This is a genomic window from Brenneria uluponensis, from assembly GCF_032395385.1.
Lineage (GTDB): Bacteria > Pseudomonadota > Gammaproteobacteria > Enterobacterales > Enterobacteriaceae > Prodigiosinella > Prodigiosinella aquatilis.
Genome location: NZ_CP135917.1, coordinates 3,740,535 through 3,756,564, shown reverse-complemented (window position 1 = coordinate 3,756,564; position 16,030 = coordinate 3,740,535). Strand labels below are relative to the sequence as shown.

The 16,030-nt window shown below is 48.6% G+C and carries 14 protein-coding genes; 11 read left to right on the top strand and 3 right to left on the bottom strand.

Annotated features, from left to right (window positions below):
* Position 1 precedes the first annotated feature (1 nt).
* The 9 genes from lpxD to tilS all read left to right on the top strand — a co-directional run bounded on the left by lpxD (position 2) and on the right by tilS (position 10,591).
* Entirely contained in the window at positions 2–1,024 is a 1,023-nt protein-coding gene (gene lpxD / locus RS889_RS17435; RefSeq protein WP_315708151.1) for a UDP-3-O-(3-hydroxymyristoyl)glucosamine N-acyltransferase, read from the top strand.
* Positions 1,025–1,175: 151 nt separating this feature from the next.
* On the top strand, positions 1,176–1,631 hold the full coding sequence (fabZ, locus tag RS889_RS17430; RefSeq protein WP_021014883.1) for a 3-hydroxyacyl-ACP dehydratase FabZ: 456 nt from the start codon (positions 1,176–1,178) through the stop codon (positions 1,629–1,631).
* A gap of 4 nt (positions 1,632–1,635) precedes the next feature.
* Positions 1,636–2,424 carry an acyl-ACP--UDP-N-acetylglucosamine O-acyltransferase gene (gene lpxA / locus RS889_RS17425; protein ID WP_021014884.1) on the top strand — a complete coding sequence of 263 codons (789 nt, stop codon included), beginning with the start codon at positions 1,636–1,638 and terminating at the stop codon, positions 2,422–2,424.
* Between the two features lie 3 nt (positions 2,425–2,427).
* Positions 2,428–3,576, top strand: a complete 1,149-nt coding sequence (gene lpxB, locus RS889_RS17420; protein ID WP_315708150.1) for a lipid-A-disaccharide synthase — start codon at positions 2,428–2,430, stop codon at positions 3,574–3,576.
* Positions 3,573–4,169 (top strand): ribonuclease HII, encoded by a 597-nt coding sequence (gene rnhB / locus RS889_RS17415; protein WP_315708149.1) that lies wholly within the window; start codon positions 3,573–3,575, stop codon positions 4,167–4,169. The genes lpxB and rnhB overlap by 4 nt, the downstream gene beginning before the upstream one ends.
* Positions 4,170–4,249: 80 nt before the next feature.
* Positions 4,250–7,732, top strand: a complete 3,483-nt coding sequence (gene dnaE / locus RS889_RS17410; protein ID WP_315708148.1) for a DNA polymerase III subunit alpha — start codon at positions 4,250–4,252, stop codon at positions 7,730–7,732.
* Between the two features lie 12 nt (positions 7,733–7,744).
* Positions 7,745–8,704 carry an acetyl-CoA carboxylase carboxyl transferase subunit alpha gene (gene accA, locus RS889_RS17405; protein ID WP_315708147.1) on the top strand — a complete coding sequence of 320 codons (960 nt, stop codon included), beginning with the start codon at positions 7,745–7,747 and terminating at the stop codon, positions 8,702–8,704.
* A 176-nt stretch (positions 8,705–8,880) separates the two neighbouring features.
* Positions 8,881–9,270 carry a VOC family protein gene (locus tag RS889_RS17400; RefSeq protein ID WP_315708146.1) on the top strand — a complete coding sequence of 130 codons (390 nt, stop codon included), beginning with the start codon at positions 8,881–8,883 and terminating at the stop codon, positions 9,268–9,270.
* Positions 9,260–10,591 (top strand): tRNA lysidine(34) synthetase TilS, encoded by a 1,332-nt coding sequence (gene tilS, locus RS889_RS17395; protein ID WP_425475086.1) that lies wholly within the window; start codon positions 9,260–9,262, stop codon positions 10,589–10,591. Before RS889_RS17400 ends, tilS begins: the two co-directional genes overlap by 11 nt.
* Before the next feature lie 45 nt (positions 10,592–10,636).
* Here the strand turns inward: tilS and rof are convergent, their stop codons facing one another.
* Positions 10,637–10,897, bottom strand: coding sequence for a Rho-binding antiterminator (gene rof, locus RS889_RS17390; RefSeq protein ID WP_021014891.1), 261 nt, complete (start codon positions 10,895–10,897; stop codon positions 10,637–10,639).
* Positions 10,884–11,084, bottom strand: a complete 201-nt coding sequence (locus tag RS889_RS17385) for a YaeP family protein (protein ID WP_021014892.1) — start codon at positions 11,082–11,084, stop codon at positions 10,884–10,886. Before RS889_RS17385 ends, rof begins: the two co-directional genes overlap by 14 nt.
* A gap of 239 nt (positions 11,085–11,323) precedes the next feature.
* On the opposite strand from RS889_RS17385, the gene RS889_RS17380 reads away from it, so the two are divergent.
* Both RS889_RS17380 and RS889_RS17375 read left to right on the top strand, forming a co-directional pair.
* Entirely contained in the window at positions 11,324–11,872 is a 549-nt protein-coding gene (locus RS889_RS17380; RefSeq protein ID WP_315708145.1) for a YaeQ family protein, read from the top strand.
* A gap of 46 nt (positions 11,873–11,918) precedes the next feature.
* A complete protein-coding gene (locus RS889_RS17375; protein ID WP_315708144.1) occupies positions 11,919–12,392 on the top strand; it encodes a copper resistance protein NlpE N-terminal domain-containing protein in 474 nt (157 codons plus the stop codon).
* A 90-nt stretch (positions 12,393–12,482) separates the two neighbouring features.
* Here RS889_RS17375 and mutS read toward each other — a convergent pair whose 3' ends face one another.
* Positions 12,483–15,041 carry a DNA mismatch repair protein MutS gene (gene mutS, locus RS889_RS17370; protein ID WP_315708143.1) on the bottom strand — a complete coding sequence of 853 codons (2,559 nt, stop codon included), beginning with the start codon at positions 15,039–15,041 and terminating at the stop codon, positions 12,483–12,485.
* Positions 15,042–16,030 lie beyond the last annotated feature (989 nt).

The window sequence follows — 16,030 nt, the reverse complement described above, 5'->3', positions numbered from 1 at the left end:
CATGCTTTCAATTCGACTGGACGCCTTGGCACAACAGTTGGATGCTCAATTACACGGTGATGGCGATATCGTCATCACCGCTGTTGCGTCGATGCATTCAGCACTGGCAGGTCAGATCACTTTTTTGTCTGATAGCCGCTATCGTGAACAACTGGCAGATACGCAAGCATCAGCAGTCGTACTGACAGAAGCGGATTTACCTTATTGCAAGATTCCTGCGTTGGTAGTAAAGAATCCTTATTCGACATATGCGCGTATGGCGCAGTTGATGGATACTACGCCGACTCCGGCTCAGGATATATCACCTGCCTCAGTGATTGCTTCCGATGCATGTTTGGGGGATTCTGTATCAGTCGGTGCCAATGCAGTCATTGAATCTGGTGCCGTACTAGGTGATGGCGTGGTGATCGGTGCCGGTTGTTTTATTGGAAAAAATGCCAGAATTGGTGCAGGAACCCGTTTATGGGCTAATGTAACGATTTACCATAATGTCGTGCTAGGTAAAAAGTGTCTGATTCAATCAGGAGCAGTGATTGGCGCAGATGGTTTTGGCTATGCGAATGATCGTGGTAACTGGATAAAAATACCACAACTAGGGACGGTTAAAATCGGTGATCACGTCGAGATCGGTGCCAATACTACCATCGATCGTGGCGCATTGGATGATACGATCATCGGTGATGGTGTCATCATTGATAACCAGTGCCAGATTGCACACAACGTTGTGATTGGCGACAATACCGCAGTTGCTGGTGGTGTGATTATGGCAGGAAGTTTGAAGATCGGCCGTTATTGCATGATTGGTGGTGCCAGCGTGATTAATGGTCATATGGAAATTTGTGACAAAGTAACAGTGACTGGCATGGGTATGGTAATGCGCCCTATCACCGAGCCTGGCGTCTATTCATCAGGAATTCCGTTGCAGCCCAATAAAGTCTGGCGTAAGACCGCGGCATTGGTAATGAATATTGATGATATAAGTAAGCGGCTGAAAGCCGTTGAGCGCAAGCTCGGAAAAATCTAGTCACCAATATTTATCTCCGCCGTGTTTTACAAGCAAGACGAGCGCAAAGGCGCTTAATCCTTATTTGCGGTCCGCTTGATGTTCCCTGTTTTAGGAACTATACGAGCCGTGTTGTTGATGATATCAATTTTATATGGACAGGAAGAGTATTTTGAATACTGACACCCATACTCTGAATATTGAAGAAATTCTGGAGTTGTTACCGCATCGTTATCCTTTTTTGCTGGTAGATCGTGTACTGGATTTTGAAGCAGGGAAATTTTTACGTGCGGTTAAAAATGTTTCTTTCAATGAGCCTTTTTTTCAAGGGCATTTCCCAGGGAAGCCTATTTTCCCCGGTGTACTGATTTTGGAAGCAATGGCACAGGCAACCGGAATATTGGCATTTAAAAGTGTTGGTAAACTTGAACCTGGCGAACTCTATTATTTTGCTGCCATTGATGAAGCGCGTTTTAAACGCCCGGTAGAACCAGGTGATCAGATGATCCTGGAAGTCGAGTTTATTAAAGAACGTCGTGGTGTCGCCCGTTTTAAAGGTGTAGCCAAAGTCGATGGAGAAGTGGCTTGTGAAGCTGAAATGATGTGTGCTCGTCGTCGGGAGGTTTGATAGCGTGATAGATAAAACTGCCTTTATTCATCCCAGCTCGGTTATTGAAGAGGGTGCTGTTATCGGTGCCGGTGTGCATATCGGTCCGTTTTGTTATGTCGGTTCTCAGGTCGAAATCGGTGCAGGAACGGTACTCAAATCTCACGTTGTGGTTAACGGCATCACTAAAATTGGTTGTGATAATGAAATTTATCAGTTTGCCTCTATTGGTGAAGTTAATCAGGATCTGAAATATGCGGGAGAGCCGACATGTGTCGAGATTGGCGATCGTAACCGTATTCGCGAAAGTGTGAGTATTCATCGTGGCACGGTACAAGGTGGTGGGTTGACTAAAGTCGGTAACGACAATTTATTGATGATCAATACGCATATTGCCCATGACTGCATGGTTGGTGACCGTTGTATTTTGGCTAACAATGCAACGTTGGGTGGTCATGTCTACATCGGTGATTACGCCATTATCGGCGGGATGACGGCGGTTCATCAATTTTGTGTTATTGGTGCGCATGTTATGGTTGGTGGTTGTTCCGGCGTAGCGCAGGATGTCCCACCTTATGTTATTGCCCAAGGCAATCACGCCACACCGTTCGGAATTAATATTGAAGGTCTGAAACGCCGTGGTTTTGATAAAGAAACCCAGCATGCTATTCGTAACACCTACAAATTAATTTACCGCAGTGGTAGAACACTCGACGATGTTAAACCCGAGATTGAAGCACTGGCCGTTAGTCATCCGGCAGTACAAGTGTTTCTCGACTTCTTTGCCCGCTCGACGCGCGGTATTATCCGCTGATTTATGACTCCGCGCCCACTCATTATCGGAATAGTCGCCGGGGAAACCTCCGGCGATATTCTTGGTGCCGGATTAATTCGCGCACTTAAGGCTAAAATACCGGATGCCCGTTTTGTGGGCGTTGCCGGACCGCAGATGTTGCAGGAAGGATGTGAAGCCTGGTACGAAATGGAGGAATTGGCAGTCATGGGAGTGGTCGAAGTACTGGAACGTCTGCCTCGGTTATTAAAGATTCGTCGTGATTTAACACGCCGCTTCAGTGAATTGAAGCCAGATGTTTTTGTTGGGATTGACGCACCTGATTTCAATATCACGCTGGAAGGACGTCTGAAGCAGCGTGGAATCAAAACCATTCATTATGTCAGCCCATCAGTATGGGCCTGGCGACAGAAACGGGTTTTCAAAATTGGCCGGTCAACAGATCTGGTTCTGGCATTTCTGCCTTTTGAAAAAGCGTTTTATGATCGTTTTAATGTCCCCTGCCGTTTTATCGGTCATACCATGGCTGATGCCATGCCATTACATCCCGATAAACAGGCTGCACGCATTGCTCTGGGGTTGGCGGTGGATGCACGTTGTCTGGCGTTGCTACCGGGTAGCCGGAGTGCCGAGGTGAAAATGCTGAGTGCCGATTTTCTTAAAACGGCGCAGTTGCTACGACAAACTTACCCAGAACTTGAAATTGTGGTGCCGTTGGTTAATAGCAAACGTCGGGCTCAATTTGAGCAGGTAAAAGATGTAGTAGCACCGGAATTGACAGTTCACATGCTGGATGGTCATGCCCGCGAAGCTATGGTGGCCAGTGACGCCACATTACTGGCCTCCGGTACGGCTGCACTGGAGTGTATGCTGGCAAAATGCCCGATGGTAGTGGGTTACCGAATGAAGCCGTTTACCTTCTGGTTGGCCCAGAAACTGGTAAAAACCCCTTGGGTATCGTTACCTAATCTGTTGGCTGGTCGTGAACTGGTTAAAGAGTTACTGCAAGCGGATTGCACTCCGGACAAGTTGGCGGCAGCTCTGATGCCTTGGCTGCAAAGAGGAGAAGAGGCCGTCGCGTTGCAGGGTAATTTCCTGGCGTTGCATGAACAGATTCGCTGTAATGCTGACGAGCAGGCTGCTCAGGCAGTACTGGAATTATCAAAATCATGAATAAATCATTTAGTTACCCTCAGGCAACCTGTATTGCCGGGGTTGATGAGGTAGGGCGAGGCCCGTTAGTGGGCGCAGTTGTTACTGCGGCAGTGATTCTTGACCCTAACCGCCCGATTGTCGGGTTGGCGGACTCGAAGAAATTGAGTGAAAAACGCCGTCTTTCTCTGTATGACGAAATTAAGGACAAGGCGCTAGCCTGGAGTCTGGGACGTGCAGAACCGGAAGAGATTGATCAACTGAATATTCTGCATGCCACAATGTTGGCAATGCAACGCGCAGTCGCTGGTTTGGTCTTGACGCCTGATTATGTTTTAATCGATGGTAATCGCTGCCCGATGCTACCCATGCCGTCGTTGGCGGTGGTGAAGGGTGATGACCTCGTACCGGAGATTAGTGCCGCATCAATACTTGCCAAAGTCACGCGAGACTGGGAAATGGAAGCGTTGGACAAGATTTTCCCCGCTTATGGTTTTGCGCAGCATAAAGGCTATCCTACCGCTTATCACCTGGAAAAACTGGCTACCTTAGGGGCTACCCATCATCACAGGCGCAGTTTCGCTCCGGTTAAACGAGCGTTGGGCTTGGCATAGTAGAAATACATATTACTTATCTGCCTGATAATTTTATTATGTTATCAGGTTAATTACTTGACACATTCTAGGATCTGGATATGGCCGAACCACGTTTTGTTCACCTGCGTGTTCACAGTGACTATTCCATGATCGATGGACTGGCGAAAGTCGGGCCGTTGGTAAAAAAAGCAGCGTCGCTGGGAATGCCAGCGCTGGCGATTACCGATTTCACCAACCTGTGTGGCCTGGTGAAATTCTACGGCGGTGCGCACAGTGCTGGAATTAAGGCTATTGTCGGTGCTGATTTACTGGTTTCAAGTGAAGAGTTGGGCGATGAGCCGTCTCAACTCACTATCCTGGCAATGGATAATGAAGGTTATCAGAACCTGACGCTACTGATCTCTCGTTCTTACCAGCGGGGCTACGGTCCTGTTGGGCCGACCATTGAACGTGAATGGCTGATTGAGCATCAACATGGTTTGTTATTGTTGTCAGGCGGGCGACATGGTGATGTAGGGAAATTTTTATTACGTGGTAATCAGGCGCAGGCAACACAATGTTTGGCTTTTTATCAACAGCATTTTCCTGATCGTTACTATCTTGAGTTGATCCGTACTGGTCGTCCCGATGAAGAAAGTTATCTGCATTCTGCCGTGGCAATGGCGGTGGCGCATGGTTTGCCCGTGGTCGCGACCAACGATGTTCGCTTTATCAGTGAAGACGACTTTGATGCGCATGAAATCCGCGTTGCCATTCATGATGGATTTACGCTGGACGATCCCAAACGTCCGCGCAATTACAGTTCGCAGCAATACATGCGCAGCGAAGAGGAAATGTGCGAGCTATTTGCGGATATTCCTGAAGCGCTGATTAACAGCGTGGAGATTGCTAAACGTTGTAATGTCACTATTCGGCTGGGAGAGTATTTCCTGCCGCAGTTTCCTACGGGTGATATGTCCACGGAAGATTACCTGGTTAAGCGTGCGAAAGAAGGGCTGGAAGAGCGTCTGAAGTATCTATTCCCGAATGAAGAAGATCGGGCTGAGAAACGTCAAAAATATGATGAACGTCTGGATATTGAGTTGAAAGTCATCAACCAGATGGGATTTCCCGGTTACTTCCTTATCGTGATGGAGTTTATTCAGTGGTCTAAGGATAACAATGTACCGGTTGGTCCGGGGCGAGGTTCAGGCGCCGGATCGTTGGTGGCGTATTCGCTGAAAATTACTGATCTTGATCCGCTTGAATTCGATCTGCTGTTCGAACGATTCCTTAACCCGGAACGTGTCTCCATGCCAGACTTTGACGTCGATTTTTGCATGGAAAAGCGTGATCTGGTTATTGACCACGTCGCGGATATGTATGGTCGGGATGCCGTTTCCCAGATTATTACTTTCGGTACGATGGCAGCTAAAGCGGTAATCCGTGACGTAGGGCGCGTACTGGGGCATCCATATGGTTTTGTGGATCGAATTTCCAAGCTGATACCACTCGATCCTGGTATGACCCTGGAAAAAGCATTTGCCGCCGAGCCTCAATTAGGCGAAATTTATGATGCCGATGAGGAAGTCAAAGCGTTGATCGACATGGCGCGCAAGCTCGAAGGGGTAACGCGTAATGCCGGTAAACACGCCGGTGGTGTGGTGATATCACCGACGAAAATCACTGATTTTGCGCCACTGTATTGCGATCTGGAAGGTCATCACCCAGTTACTCAGTTTGATAAAAGCGATGTGGAATACGCCGGGCTGGTGAAATTTGACTTTCTTGGCCTGCGAACGCTGACCATCATTGACTGGGCACTGGAGATGATCAACGCGCGTCGGGCTCGGGCCGGACAGGATCCGATCAACATCGCCTCTATTCCGCTGGATGATAAAAAGAGCTTTGACATGCTACAGCGCTCGGAAACCACGGCGGTGTTCCAGCTTGAATCGCGCGGCATGAAGGACTTGATTAAGCGTCTGAAGCCTGACTGTTTTGAAGATATGATCGCGCTGGTGGCCTTGTTCCGTCCCGGGCCTTTGCAGTCGGGTATGGTAGATAACTTTATTGACCGTAAGCATGGTCGAGAAGCTATTTCCTATCCCGATATCCAATGGCAGCATGAGTCACTCAAACCGGTGCTGGAACCGACCTATGGTATTATCCTGTATCAGGAACAGGTGATGCAGATAGCCCAGGTGCTGTCAGGGTATACTCTGGGTGGCGCGGACATGTTGCGTCGAGCGATGGGTAAGAAAAAGCCCGAAGAGATGGCCAAGCAGCGCTCTGTGTTTAAAGAGGGCGCGGAGAGAATGAACGTCGACGGTGAGCTGTCGATGAAAATCTTTGACCTGGTGGAAAAATTCGCGGGTTATGGATTTAACAAATCGCACTCTGCGGCTTATGCGCTAGTCTCTTATCAGACGCTGTGGTTAAAAGCGCACTATCCGGCTGAATTCATGGCTGCCGTGATGACAGCGGATATGGATAACACCGATAAAGTTGTGGGTCTGGTGGACGAGTGCTGGCGCATGGGCCTGAAAATTCTGCCGCCGGATATCAATAGTGGGTTGTACCATTTCCATGTGAATGATGACGGAGAGATTGTCTACGGCATTGGCGCGATTAAAGGCGTGGGTGAAGGGCCGATTGAAGCAATCATTGAAGCGCGGAATAAGGATGGTTACTTCAAGGAGCTGTTTGACCTGTGCGCACGTGCTGATACTAAAAAGCTTAACCGACGGGTACTGGAAAAGCTGATTATGTCGGGAGCTTTTGACCGACTTGGACCTCATCGGGCCGCGCTGATGAATTCGTTGGGGGATGCGCTGAAAGCCGCGGATCAGCACGCGAAAGCGGAAGCTATCGGGCAAGTGGACATGTTCGGTGTCCTGGCGGAGGCGCCGGGACAGGTAGAGCAGTCATATAGTACAGTGTCTCCATGGCCGGAACAGGTTGTTCTGGATGGTGAGCGGGAAACGCTGGGTTTGTATCTGACCGGCCACCCGATTAACCAGTATCTTAAGGAAATTGAGCGTTATGCAGGAGGCTTACGTTTAAAAGATATGCACCCCACGGAACGGGGAAAACTTACCACGGCAGTCGGTCTGGTACTGTCTGCCCGAGTTATGGTGACTAAGCGTGGAAACCGGATTGGTGTTGGTACTCTTGACGATCGTTCCGGGCGTCTTGAGATCATGCTGTTCACCGATGCACTGGAAAAATACCAGCATCTGCTGGAAAAAGATCGCATTCTTATTGCCAGCGGACAGGTCAGCTTTGATGACTTCAGCAGTGGACTTAAAATGACGGTCCGCGAGTTAATGGATATCAGCGACGCGCGGGAAAAATATGCTCGCGGGCTTGCTATCTCGCTGACTGACAGGCAAATTGATGACCAGTTGTTAAACCGTCTCCGTCAGTCGTTGGAACCCCATCGATCAGGGACGATTCCAGTGCATCTTTACTACCAACGGGAGAATGCGCGTGCCCGGTTACGCTTCGGTGCTGCATGGCGTGTCACGCCGACCGATGTGTTGCTGAATGATTTGCGCACTTTAGTGGGTAATGAACAGGTAGAACTGGAATTTGACTAATATAGGAATACTATGAGTCTGAATTTTCTTGATTTTGAGCAGCCGATTGCAGAGTTGGAAGCGAAAATTGACTCGCTGACCGCAGTCAGCCGTCAAGACGAAAAATTGGATATTAACCTGGACGAAGAGGTTAAGCGTCTACGCGAAAAAAGCGTTGAGTTGACACGTAAAATTTTCGCTGATCTGGGTGCTTGGCAAATCGCCCAGCTGGCTCGCCATCCACTGCGCCCATATACGCTGGATTATGTTAAGCACATCTTTACTGATTTTGATGAATTGGCAGGAGATCGAGCTTACGCTGATGATAAAGCCATCGTTGGTGGGATTGCTCGTCTGGATGGGCGTCCTGTGATGATTATCGGTCACCAGAAGGGTCGCGAAACCAAAGAAAAAATTCGTCGCAATTTTGGTATGCCAGCACCAGAAGGTTATCGAAAGGCATTGCGCTTGATGGAAATGGCCGAGCGTTTCAAAATGCCGATCATTACCTTCATTGATACCCCTGGCGCCTACCCGGGCGTAGGTGCGGAAGAGCGCGGTCAGTCTGAAGCGATTGCCCGTAATTTGCGTGAAATGTCGGGTCTGAGTGTACCGATCATCTGTACCGTTATTGGTGAAGGTGGTTCTGGTGGAGCATTAGCCATCGGTGTGGGTGACAAGGTGAATATGCTGCAATACAGCACCTATTCTGTTATTTCCCCCGAAGGGTGTGCATCTATTCTGTGGAAAAGTGCCGATAAGGCACCTCTGGCCGCTGAGGCGATGGGTATTACCGCGCACCGGTTGAAAGAGCTGAATCTGATCGATAGCGTTATTCCTGAGCCACTTGGCTCGGCTCACCGTGATATTGAAGCGATGTCTGAATCACTGAAGTCCCAGTTGTTGGTTGACTTGCGTGATCTGGATGTATTTAGTGAGCAGGAATTGCTTAATCGTCGCTATCAGCGTTTGATGAATTACGGTTACTGTTGATTCCTTTCAAGTTTCCAAACGCTATGGGTTTGACACAGTAATTTAAACATCGTTAAAAGTCCGCAATCAGAAATGAGCGCGGACTTTTTGTTATTATGGGGCGGACAGGACGATTTTCGCTTATGCCGGGTGTTGCCGTACTGAATAACTATTTGCACTGAAACCGTGAGAGAGTGATGCTTAAAATTCAAGATATTCATCATATTGCCATCATCGCATCTGATTACGAACGTAGTAAGCGGTTTTATTGTGATGTGCTGGGTTTTACACTGTTGCATGAGGTTTACCGTGCGTCGCGTGATTCCTGGAAAGGCGACCTGGCATTAAATGGTCATTACCTTGTTGAGCTGTTTTCATTTCCTCAACCGCCAACCCGAGTGAGTCGCCCTGAGGCCTGTGGCTTACGTCATCTGGCGTTCTTTGTTGAAGATATTGAACAATCTATCGCTGAGCTAACGCAATCCGGTGTGATCTGTGAGCCTCTACGTGTTGATGAGGAAACCCAGCGCCGGTTCACTTTTTTCAGTGATCCTGATGGACTGCCACTTGAATTGTATGAACGGTAACCATGATATGAGCAGCGAAGAGATGTTGCTGGCTGAGGTGTGTCGCAGGACTGCAATGTATTCTCATTGTCTGGTGGCCTACAGCGGCGGACTGGATTCCAGTGTATTGCTGAACCTGATGACGCGCATCAGCCAGCAACAGCATATTTCCTTGCGAGCGGTTTATGTCCATCATGGTTTGAATCCTCTGGCGGATAGCTGGGCAGAGCATTGCCGCCAGCAATGTCAGCGTTGGCAGGTTCCGTTTGATGTGCTGCATGTGGATGTCGATGCCCGACAGAAAGGGATTGAAGCAGCTGCACGTGAGGCGCGTTATCAGGCATTGAAAAATCATTTGTTACCCGGTGAAGCGTTACTGACTGCCCAACATCTGGATGACCAGAGCGAAACTTTTCTACTGGCGCTCAAACGAGGGAGCGGCCCGGCAGGGCTAGCCTCAATGGCTGAACACTCCGCGTCGAACGGTCATGTTTTATTGCGCCCATTATTGACATTTTCCCGTACTCAACTGGAAGCGTATGCACAGACACAACAGCTTTCCTGGATTGAAGATGACAGCAATGGCGATGAACGTTTTGACCGCAACTTTTTACGTCTGCACGTATTACCTTTGTTAAAACAGCGCTGGCCGCATTTTCTTTCTGCTGTGGCACGTAGTGCTGCACTGTGCGCAGAACAAGAGCAATTACTGGATGAGTTGTTGGCCGAGTCGTTACAGGCAATGAGCGATGCCGATGGTGCTCTGTGCATTGATGCACTGATGCCATTGAGCCCGGCACGTCGTTTTGCGTTGTTGCGTCGCTGGATAGCAAGACAAGGTGCACAGATGCCTTCCCGTGATCAGTTGCAACGCGTATGGCGAGAAGTGGCAATGAGTAAACAGGATGCGGAGCCGCAATTACAACTGGGCAATGTGCAAGTCAGGCGTTTTCGGCAGCAACTTTATTTATTACCGCTGATGGATTCACTCAAATCTTGCATTCTGCCGTGGCAACTGGCGGCGTCGTCACCGCTTGTATTACCGGATGGGTTGGGGTGTTTAATGCTAGCGTCTCATGGCACTCATGTGCGCTCTCCACGAGAGGGAGAGCAGGTAACAGTCCGGTTTATGGCGCAAGGGAAAATTCATATAGTGGGTAGACAACATGGCCGTCAGATGAAAAAGTTGTGGCAGGAAATGGGTGTTCCGCCCTGGCAGCGGGAACGCACGCCACTACTCTTTTATAATGAGCAACTTATTGCCGCTGTGGGTGTGTTTATCACGATGGAAGGGCAGGTGCAACACGGTGAAGATGGTTGGCATATTGACTGGCAGCGATGAAGATAAAAAAACGGACAACCTGAGTTGTCCGTTTACAGTAGCGATTTAAGGCTCACTGACAACAACTTTGCCTATTTCCGGATGGCTAAAGCTGAGGATATGATCGAGCCTAAGCTCATGGAGGTGACCAGCATCTTCAAGCACCAAATATTCAATATGTTTTCGGGAGACCATATCGCTGGCTTTCCCGGTAATGATTTCTCCATTACGCAACTCTACCGTTAGCGTAAGATGCTGCTGGCAGGTTGCCTCCAGGTTGTCATAATCATCACAATTGATGGGTTGATATTCATTACTCATTGACATAATCGCTCACCAATAAGTTAGCGGCGGCATAAGCCGCCTGTTCCCTGACTGAGGACGGCAATTCGCTGTTTGTGGCGATTCCATCCAGGGTTTTTAATACACAACCCAGTGCGTCGGGTACATAGCCCAGATCACCACTGGCAATTTGAGCGTATAGACGGCGTACTATTTCACTGTATTGTTGCACAAGATCCTCCCTTAGAGCTCAACCCGGTAGGCATTCATGCATCATACGTTATTATGTTAACGGACTACGTAAGCCTACGAAGATAAACTCTGTTATCTCATTCGACTATAGCATAGCCATTCACAGCTTATCAGCATTATGCAACAGTCTAATCCGCGATTAGTGGCGCAAGTGTCACCTTTACTGTGAGCATTGCACATTCTCAAGTACACTGGCTGCATTACTCAATGAGGTGAATAATGGCGTTAAAAGCAACGGTTTATAAAGCGGCAATCAACATAGCAGATATGGATCGGCAGTTTTTCCACGATGCCAGTCTGACGATTGCCCAACATCCTTCCGAAACCGATCAGCGTATGATGTTAAGGTTGTTAGCCTGGATTTGCCATGCTGATGATAATCTGCGTTTTACCCGAGGACTCAGTGCGGATGATGAACCGGAAATCTGGCAGCATAGCGATTCACAGCAACTGGGACTATGGATTGAACTCGGGTTGCCGGATGAACGGCGACTCAAAAAAGCCTGTAGTTTATCGCCTCATGTGGTGCTTTATGCTTATGGTGAACGAGCTGCACAGGTTTGGTGGCAAAATATGGCGGAGAAAGTGGTGGCATTCAAAAACCTGACGATACGTTTTCTGGATGACCAGCAGCTTAATCAATTAGCAGGATTGGTACAGCGTAATATGTCATTACAAGCTACGCTACAGGAAGGAATTATTTGGCTATCAGATAATGATAATAATCTGGAATTATCGTTTACTGAGTGGCAAATTGCCCGGCAATAGAGATGATGTTCAGCGCTCAACAAGGAGATACGACAGGAGAATCAGAATGAATAAACTGATGATAAGGGGGGGGTTGGTTTTTGTGTTGTCAGTGTTAATCGGTTGTCGTTCATTTTCTCCGATTCAGGAAGAACCTTTGCGACCGATGGCACAGAATTACCGTGGTACGCTATCGAGTAGTGATTGTGTCAATGTTGAAGTTTCACTGTTTCTGGGTAAAGACGGCCGTTTTGCCTTACAAAAATATTATCAGAGTGGGGAGGATGGTCTGAAAACTACTGCGGAATATGGGCAGTGGCGCCGGACGGCAGAGAAGCTGGTATTGACCGGTTTCAATGGTGAGAAACGTTATTTCCGACCCAAAAATAGTAATGAACTGGAAGTTTTGGATAGTGACGGGAAACCGCTGAAATTTCGTAATCGTCATCAGTTAATTGCGATTGATGAACCGCGAATGAAAGCTCCGGTGATTATCTGGCAACCAGTAACGTATCATACCCGTGTAGTAATATTCTCTTGATTATTATGATTTTTTCACGCGAACGCAGTTTAATGAGCAAGGGCCAGACCTCAGCCCTTACTATATAATATCCTTTCTGACCTCAACGGATTACAGCATCGTCTTCAGGCGGTACAACCAATCCAGTGCCTGGCGTGGTGTGAGAGTATCTGGGTCGATAGACTCAAGGGCTTCCAGTGCGGGTGAGGGCTCTTCCTCGGGGCTGAGCAGCGTTAACTGTGACCCGTCAACATGGCTGGCGGACGCGTTATTGGAAAGTGACTCCAGTTCTTTCAGTTTCTGTCGCGCCCGTTTGATAACTTCTTTAGGCACCCCAGCCAGGGCGGCGACTGCCAGACCGTAGCTTTTACTGGCCGCACCTTCCTGAACACTGTGCATGAAGACAATTGTGTCGCCGTGTTCCATGGCATCAAGATGAATGTTTACCACGCCTTCCATTTTTTCTGGCAGGGTCGTCAGCTCGAAATAGTGAGTCGCGAACAGTGTCATGGCCTTGATTTTATTAGCGAGGTTTTCTGCACAGGACCATGCCAGAGAAAGTCCATCGTAGGTTGATGTACCCCGGCCAATTTCATCCATCAGTACCAGGCTGTTTTCTGTGGCATTGTGCAGAATATTGGCTGTTTCCGTCATTTCCACCATAAAGGTGGATCGACCGGAAGCCAGGTCGTCTGCGGCACCTACCCGGGTGAATATGCGATCCACCGGGCCGATGATGGCTTGCTCAGCAGGTACATAGCTGCCGATATGCGCCATCAGTACAATGAGTGCCGCCTGACGCATATAGGTACTTTTACCCCCCATGTTCGGACCGGTTACGATCAACAGCCGACGCTGGGGAGAAAGCGAGAGTGGATTGGAAATAAAAGGGTCGCTGAGTACCTGTTCCACCACCGGATGACGGCCACCCACAATTTTGATGCCGGGTTTGTCGCTTAGCGTGGGGCACACATAACTCAGCGTATCGGCGCGTTCCGCCAGATTGGTCAGTACATCCAGTTCAGCCAGTGCACTGGCACTCTGTTGCAGTTCAGCCAGATGCGGCAGCAACAGATCGAACAGCTCGTCATACAGCATTTTTTCCAGCGACAGTGCTTTGCCCTTCGATGTCAGCACTTTGTCTTCATATTCCTTCAGTTCGGGAATAATGTAACGCTCGGCGTTTTTCAGTGTCTGGCGACGAACATAGTGTATCGGCACCATATGGCTCTGACCGCGACTGACCTGAATGTAATAACCATGAACGCCGTTAAAACCGACTTTCAGCGTATCAATGCCCAGTTTTTCCCGTTCCCGGATTTCCAGCTTATCCAGATAATCGCTGGCGCCGTCTGCCAGCATGCGCCATTCATCCAGCTCGGCGTTATAACCGGTAGCAATAACGCCGCCATCACGTACCAACACCGGCGGGGCTTCTACTACGGCACGTTCCAGCAACGCCCTTAGTTCATCAAACTGACCAATTTGGCTCGCCAGATGATGCACATAATCTGCATGAATCGAAGACAACTGCGCATGAATTTCGGGCAGTTGTTGAAAAGCATGACGCATCCGGGCCAGATCGCGCGGGCGAGCTGTTCGAAGTGCCAGTCGTGCCAAGATCCGTTCGAGATCACCAACCTGACGTAAACAGGGTTGCAGTTCAGCGGTAATATTCTGTAGGTCAGCGATAGCGTGTTGCCGCTGGGTCAGGGTTTGGGTATTCCGACTGGGTACGTGCAACCAGCGCTTCAGCATGCGGCTGCCCATCGCAGTGACCGTACAATCGAGCACTGCTGCCAGTGTGTTTTCTATACCACCAGAAAGGTTTTGTGTCAGTTCAAGATTGCGACATGTTGCTGCATCCATAATGATGCCGTCTTGCTGCCGTTCTATGGTGATGCTACGGATATGGGGGAGCGATGTCCGTTGCGTGTCTTTGGCATATTGCAGCAGACAACCGGCGGCACGCAGCCCCTGTTTGGCCTGTTCGACGCCAAAGCCGGTCAGATCCTGGGTGCCAAATTGCAGGTTCAATTGCTGGCGTGCGGTATCCAGTTCAAATTCCCACAATGGGCGACGGCGCAGGCCACGACGATGCTCGATGAGCGACATCGTCTCGAAGTTTTCCGGATAAAGCAGTTCAGCGGGATTGGTGCGCTGTAACTCCGCTACCATCGTTTCCTGATCAGTCGGCTCGGCCAGGCGAAAACGCCCGGAGCTGATATCCAGTGTGGCATAGCCGAAGCCACGGCTATCCTGCCAGATGGCAGCTAGCAGATTATCCTGCTTTTCCTGCAATAAGGCTTCATCGCTGATGGTGCCCGGTGTAACAATTCGGACCACCTTGCGTTCTACCGGACCTTTGCTGGTCGCTGGATCACCAATCTGCTCACAGATAGCCACGGACTCGCCTAACTGAACCAGTTTCGCCAGATAGTTTTCTATCGCGTGATAAGGAACACCCGCCATCGGGATCGGTTCACCCGCCGAAGCACCCCGTTTAGTCAGCGAAATATCCAGTAACTGAGATGCCCGTTTGGCATCATCATAAAACAGCTCATAAAAGTCACCCATACGATAAAACAGCAGTATTTCAGGGTGCTCCGCCTTTAGCTTTAAGTACTGCTGCATCATGGGGGTGTGCAAGCTAATTTCTTTTTTTTCCATTTAAATAAATCACTTATAAACTATGATGCCAAATTAAGGGTAATTTGGGGGCAATTTGAACCATATTTTTCATGTTTTCCCAAATGCGATCCTGTTCGCTGGGAGACTCTGAGTCTATTCAGTGCGCATAGACTTCCGCGAGCATTGCGTTGTCTTGGTATTCCATCTGGTTGGCGATGAAAGCAAGGTTGCCTCGCGACGTCAGGTTCACACCTTCAACGGCTAGCGTCAACAATTCGCCAGGCCGTGTCGCTATAAACAACCAGTGTAACGGCTACTATGTCGACTGGGTACAGGCAGTCTTTTTCAATCAGAGTCTCTGATACTCATCATAACTGAGCGGGTCTGGGTTTTTACTACTTTTTGTAAAACGAACGCAATGTTTGCCTGGTGCTTCGCAATATAAGTGCGACAGGAACTTGCATTAAAGAGGAATGTCTATTACATCACTACAGTCAGGCCTGTATGATGAATCTCTTGGGTTTGATAGCGTTTTATTATTATCTGTTTGAAATTTAAATAAATTATTGTGGCGACATAACGCTACCAATACATCGTTATGCTCAGAGATCAGTATTTTTTGAGGTTATTATCTATACTGATTTGGCCTTGCTGTAAGAGAAATCTGCAAAAAATCAAGATGCTGGCTCACATTCAGTCATTTCCCTGAATTCAGCTCTGACAATCATCGTTTCCAGAAAAGTTATCAGGGGTTAGATTCTGGTTTTTGTGTCCTCCTGTCCAAGCTCGAATATAAAGAACAACAAGGACTTAAGTCAAATTTTATACTGCAATGTCCTCTGGGCTAATACTTCATCGTATCCTTTGAACTCGGCCAGGGCATACATGAACATACACTCTTTGAAATCCACAGATCGAAATCAAGAGAAATGCCAATCCAGAATTGTATCCAATCGGCTTCCCGTATCTGTAGCAACCGCAACTAATTTATTCTTCAAGCCGAAATGTCGATACATTGACGTTTTGGA

Excerpts from the sequence above, each read along its gene's own strand:
- lpxD (WP_315708151.1), top strand. The coding sequence starts at position 2 with ATGCTTTCAATTCGACTGGACGCCTTGGCACAACAGTTGGATGCTCAA.
- lpxB (WP_315708150.1), top strand. The coding sequence starts at position 2,428 with ATGACTCCGCGCCCACTCATTATCGGAATAGTCGCCGGGGAAACCTCC.
- rnhB (WP_315708149.1), top strand. The coding sequence starts at position 3,573 with ATGAATAAATCATTTAGTTACCCTCAGGCAACCTGTATTGCCGGGGTT.
- dnaE (WP_315708148.1), top strand. The coding sequence starts at position 4,250 with ATGGCCGAACCACGTTTTGTTCACCTGCGTGTTCACAGTGACTATTCC.
- accA (WP_315708147.1), top strand. The coding sequence starts at position 7,745 with ATGAGTCTGAATTTTCTTGATTTTGAGCAGCCGATTGCAGAGTTGGAA.
- RS889_RS17400 (WP_315708146.1), top strand. The coding sequence starts at position 8,881 with ATGCTTAAAATTCAAGATATTCATCATATTGCCATCATCGCATCTGAT.
- tilS (WP_425475086.1), top strand. The coding sequence starts at position 9,260 with ATGAACGGTAACCATGATATGAGCAGCGAAGAGATGTTGCTGGCTGAG.
- rof (WP_021014891.1), bottom strand. The coding sequence starts at position 10,897 with ATGTCAATGAGTAATGAATATCAACCCATCAATTGTGATGATTATGAC.
- RS889_RS17380 (WP_315708145.1), top strand. The coding sequence starts at position 11,324 with ATGGCGTTAAAAGCAACGGTTTATAAAGCGGCAATCAACATAGCAGAT.
- RS889_RS17375 (WP_315708144.1), top strand. The coding sequence starts at position 11,919 with ATGAATAAACTGATGATAAGGGGGGGGTTGGTTTTTGTGTTGTCAGTG.
- mutS (WP_315708143.1), bottom strand. The coding sequence starts at position 15,041 with ATGGAAAAAAAAGAAATTAGCTTGCACACCCCCATGATGCAGCAGTAC.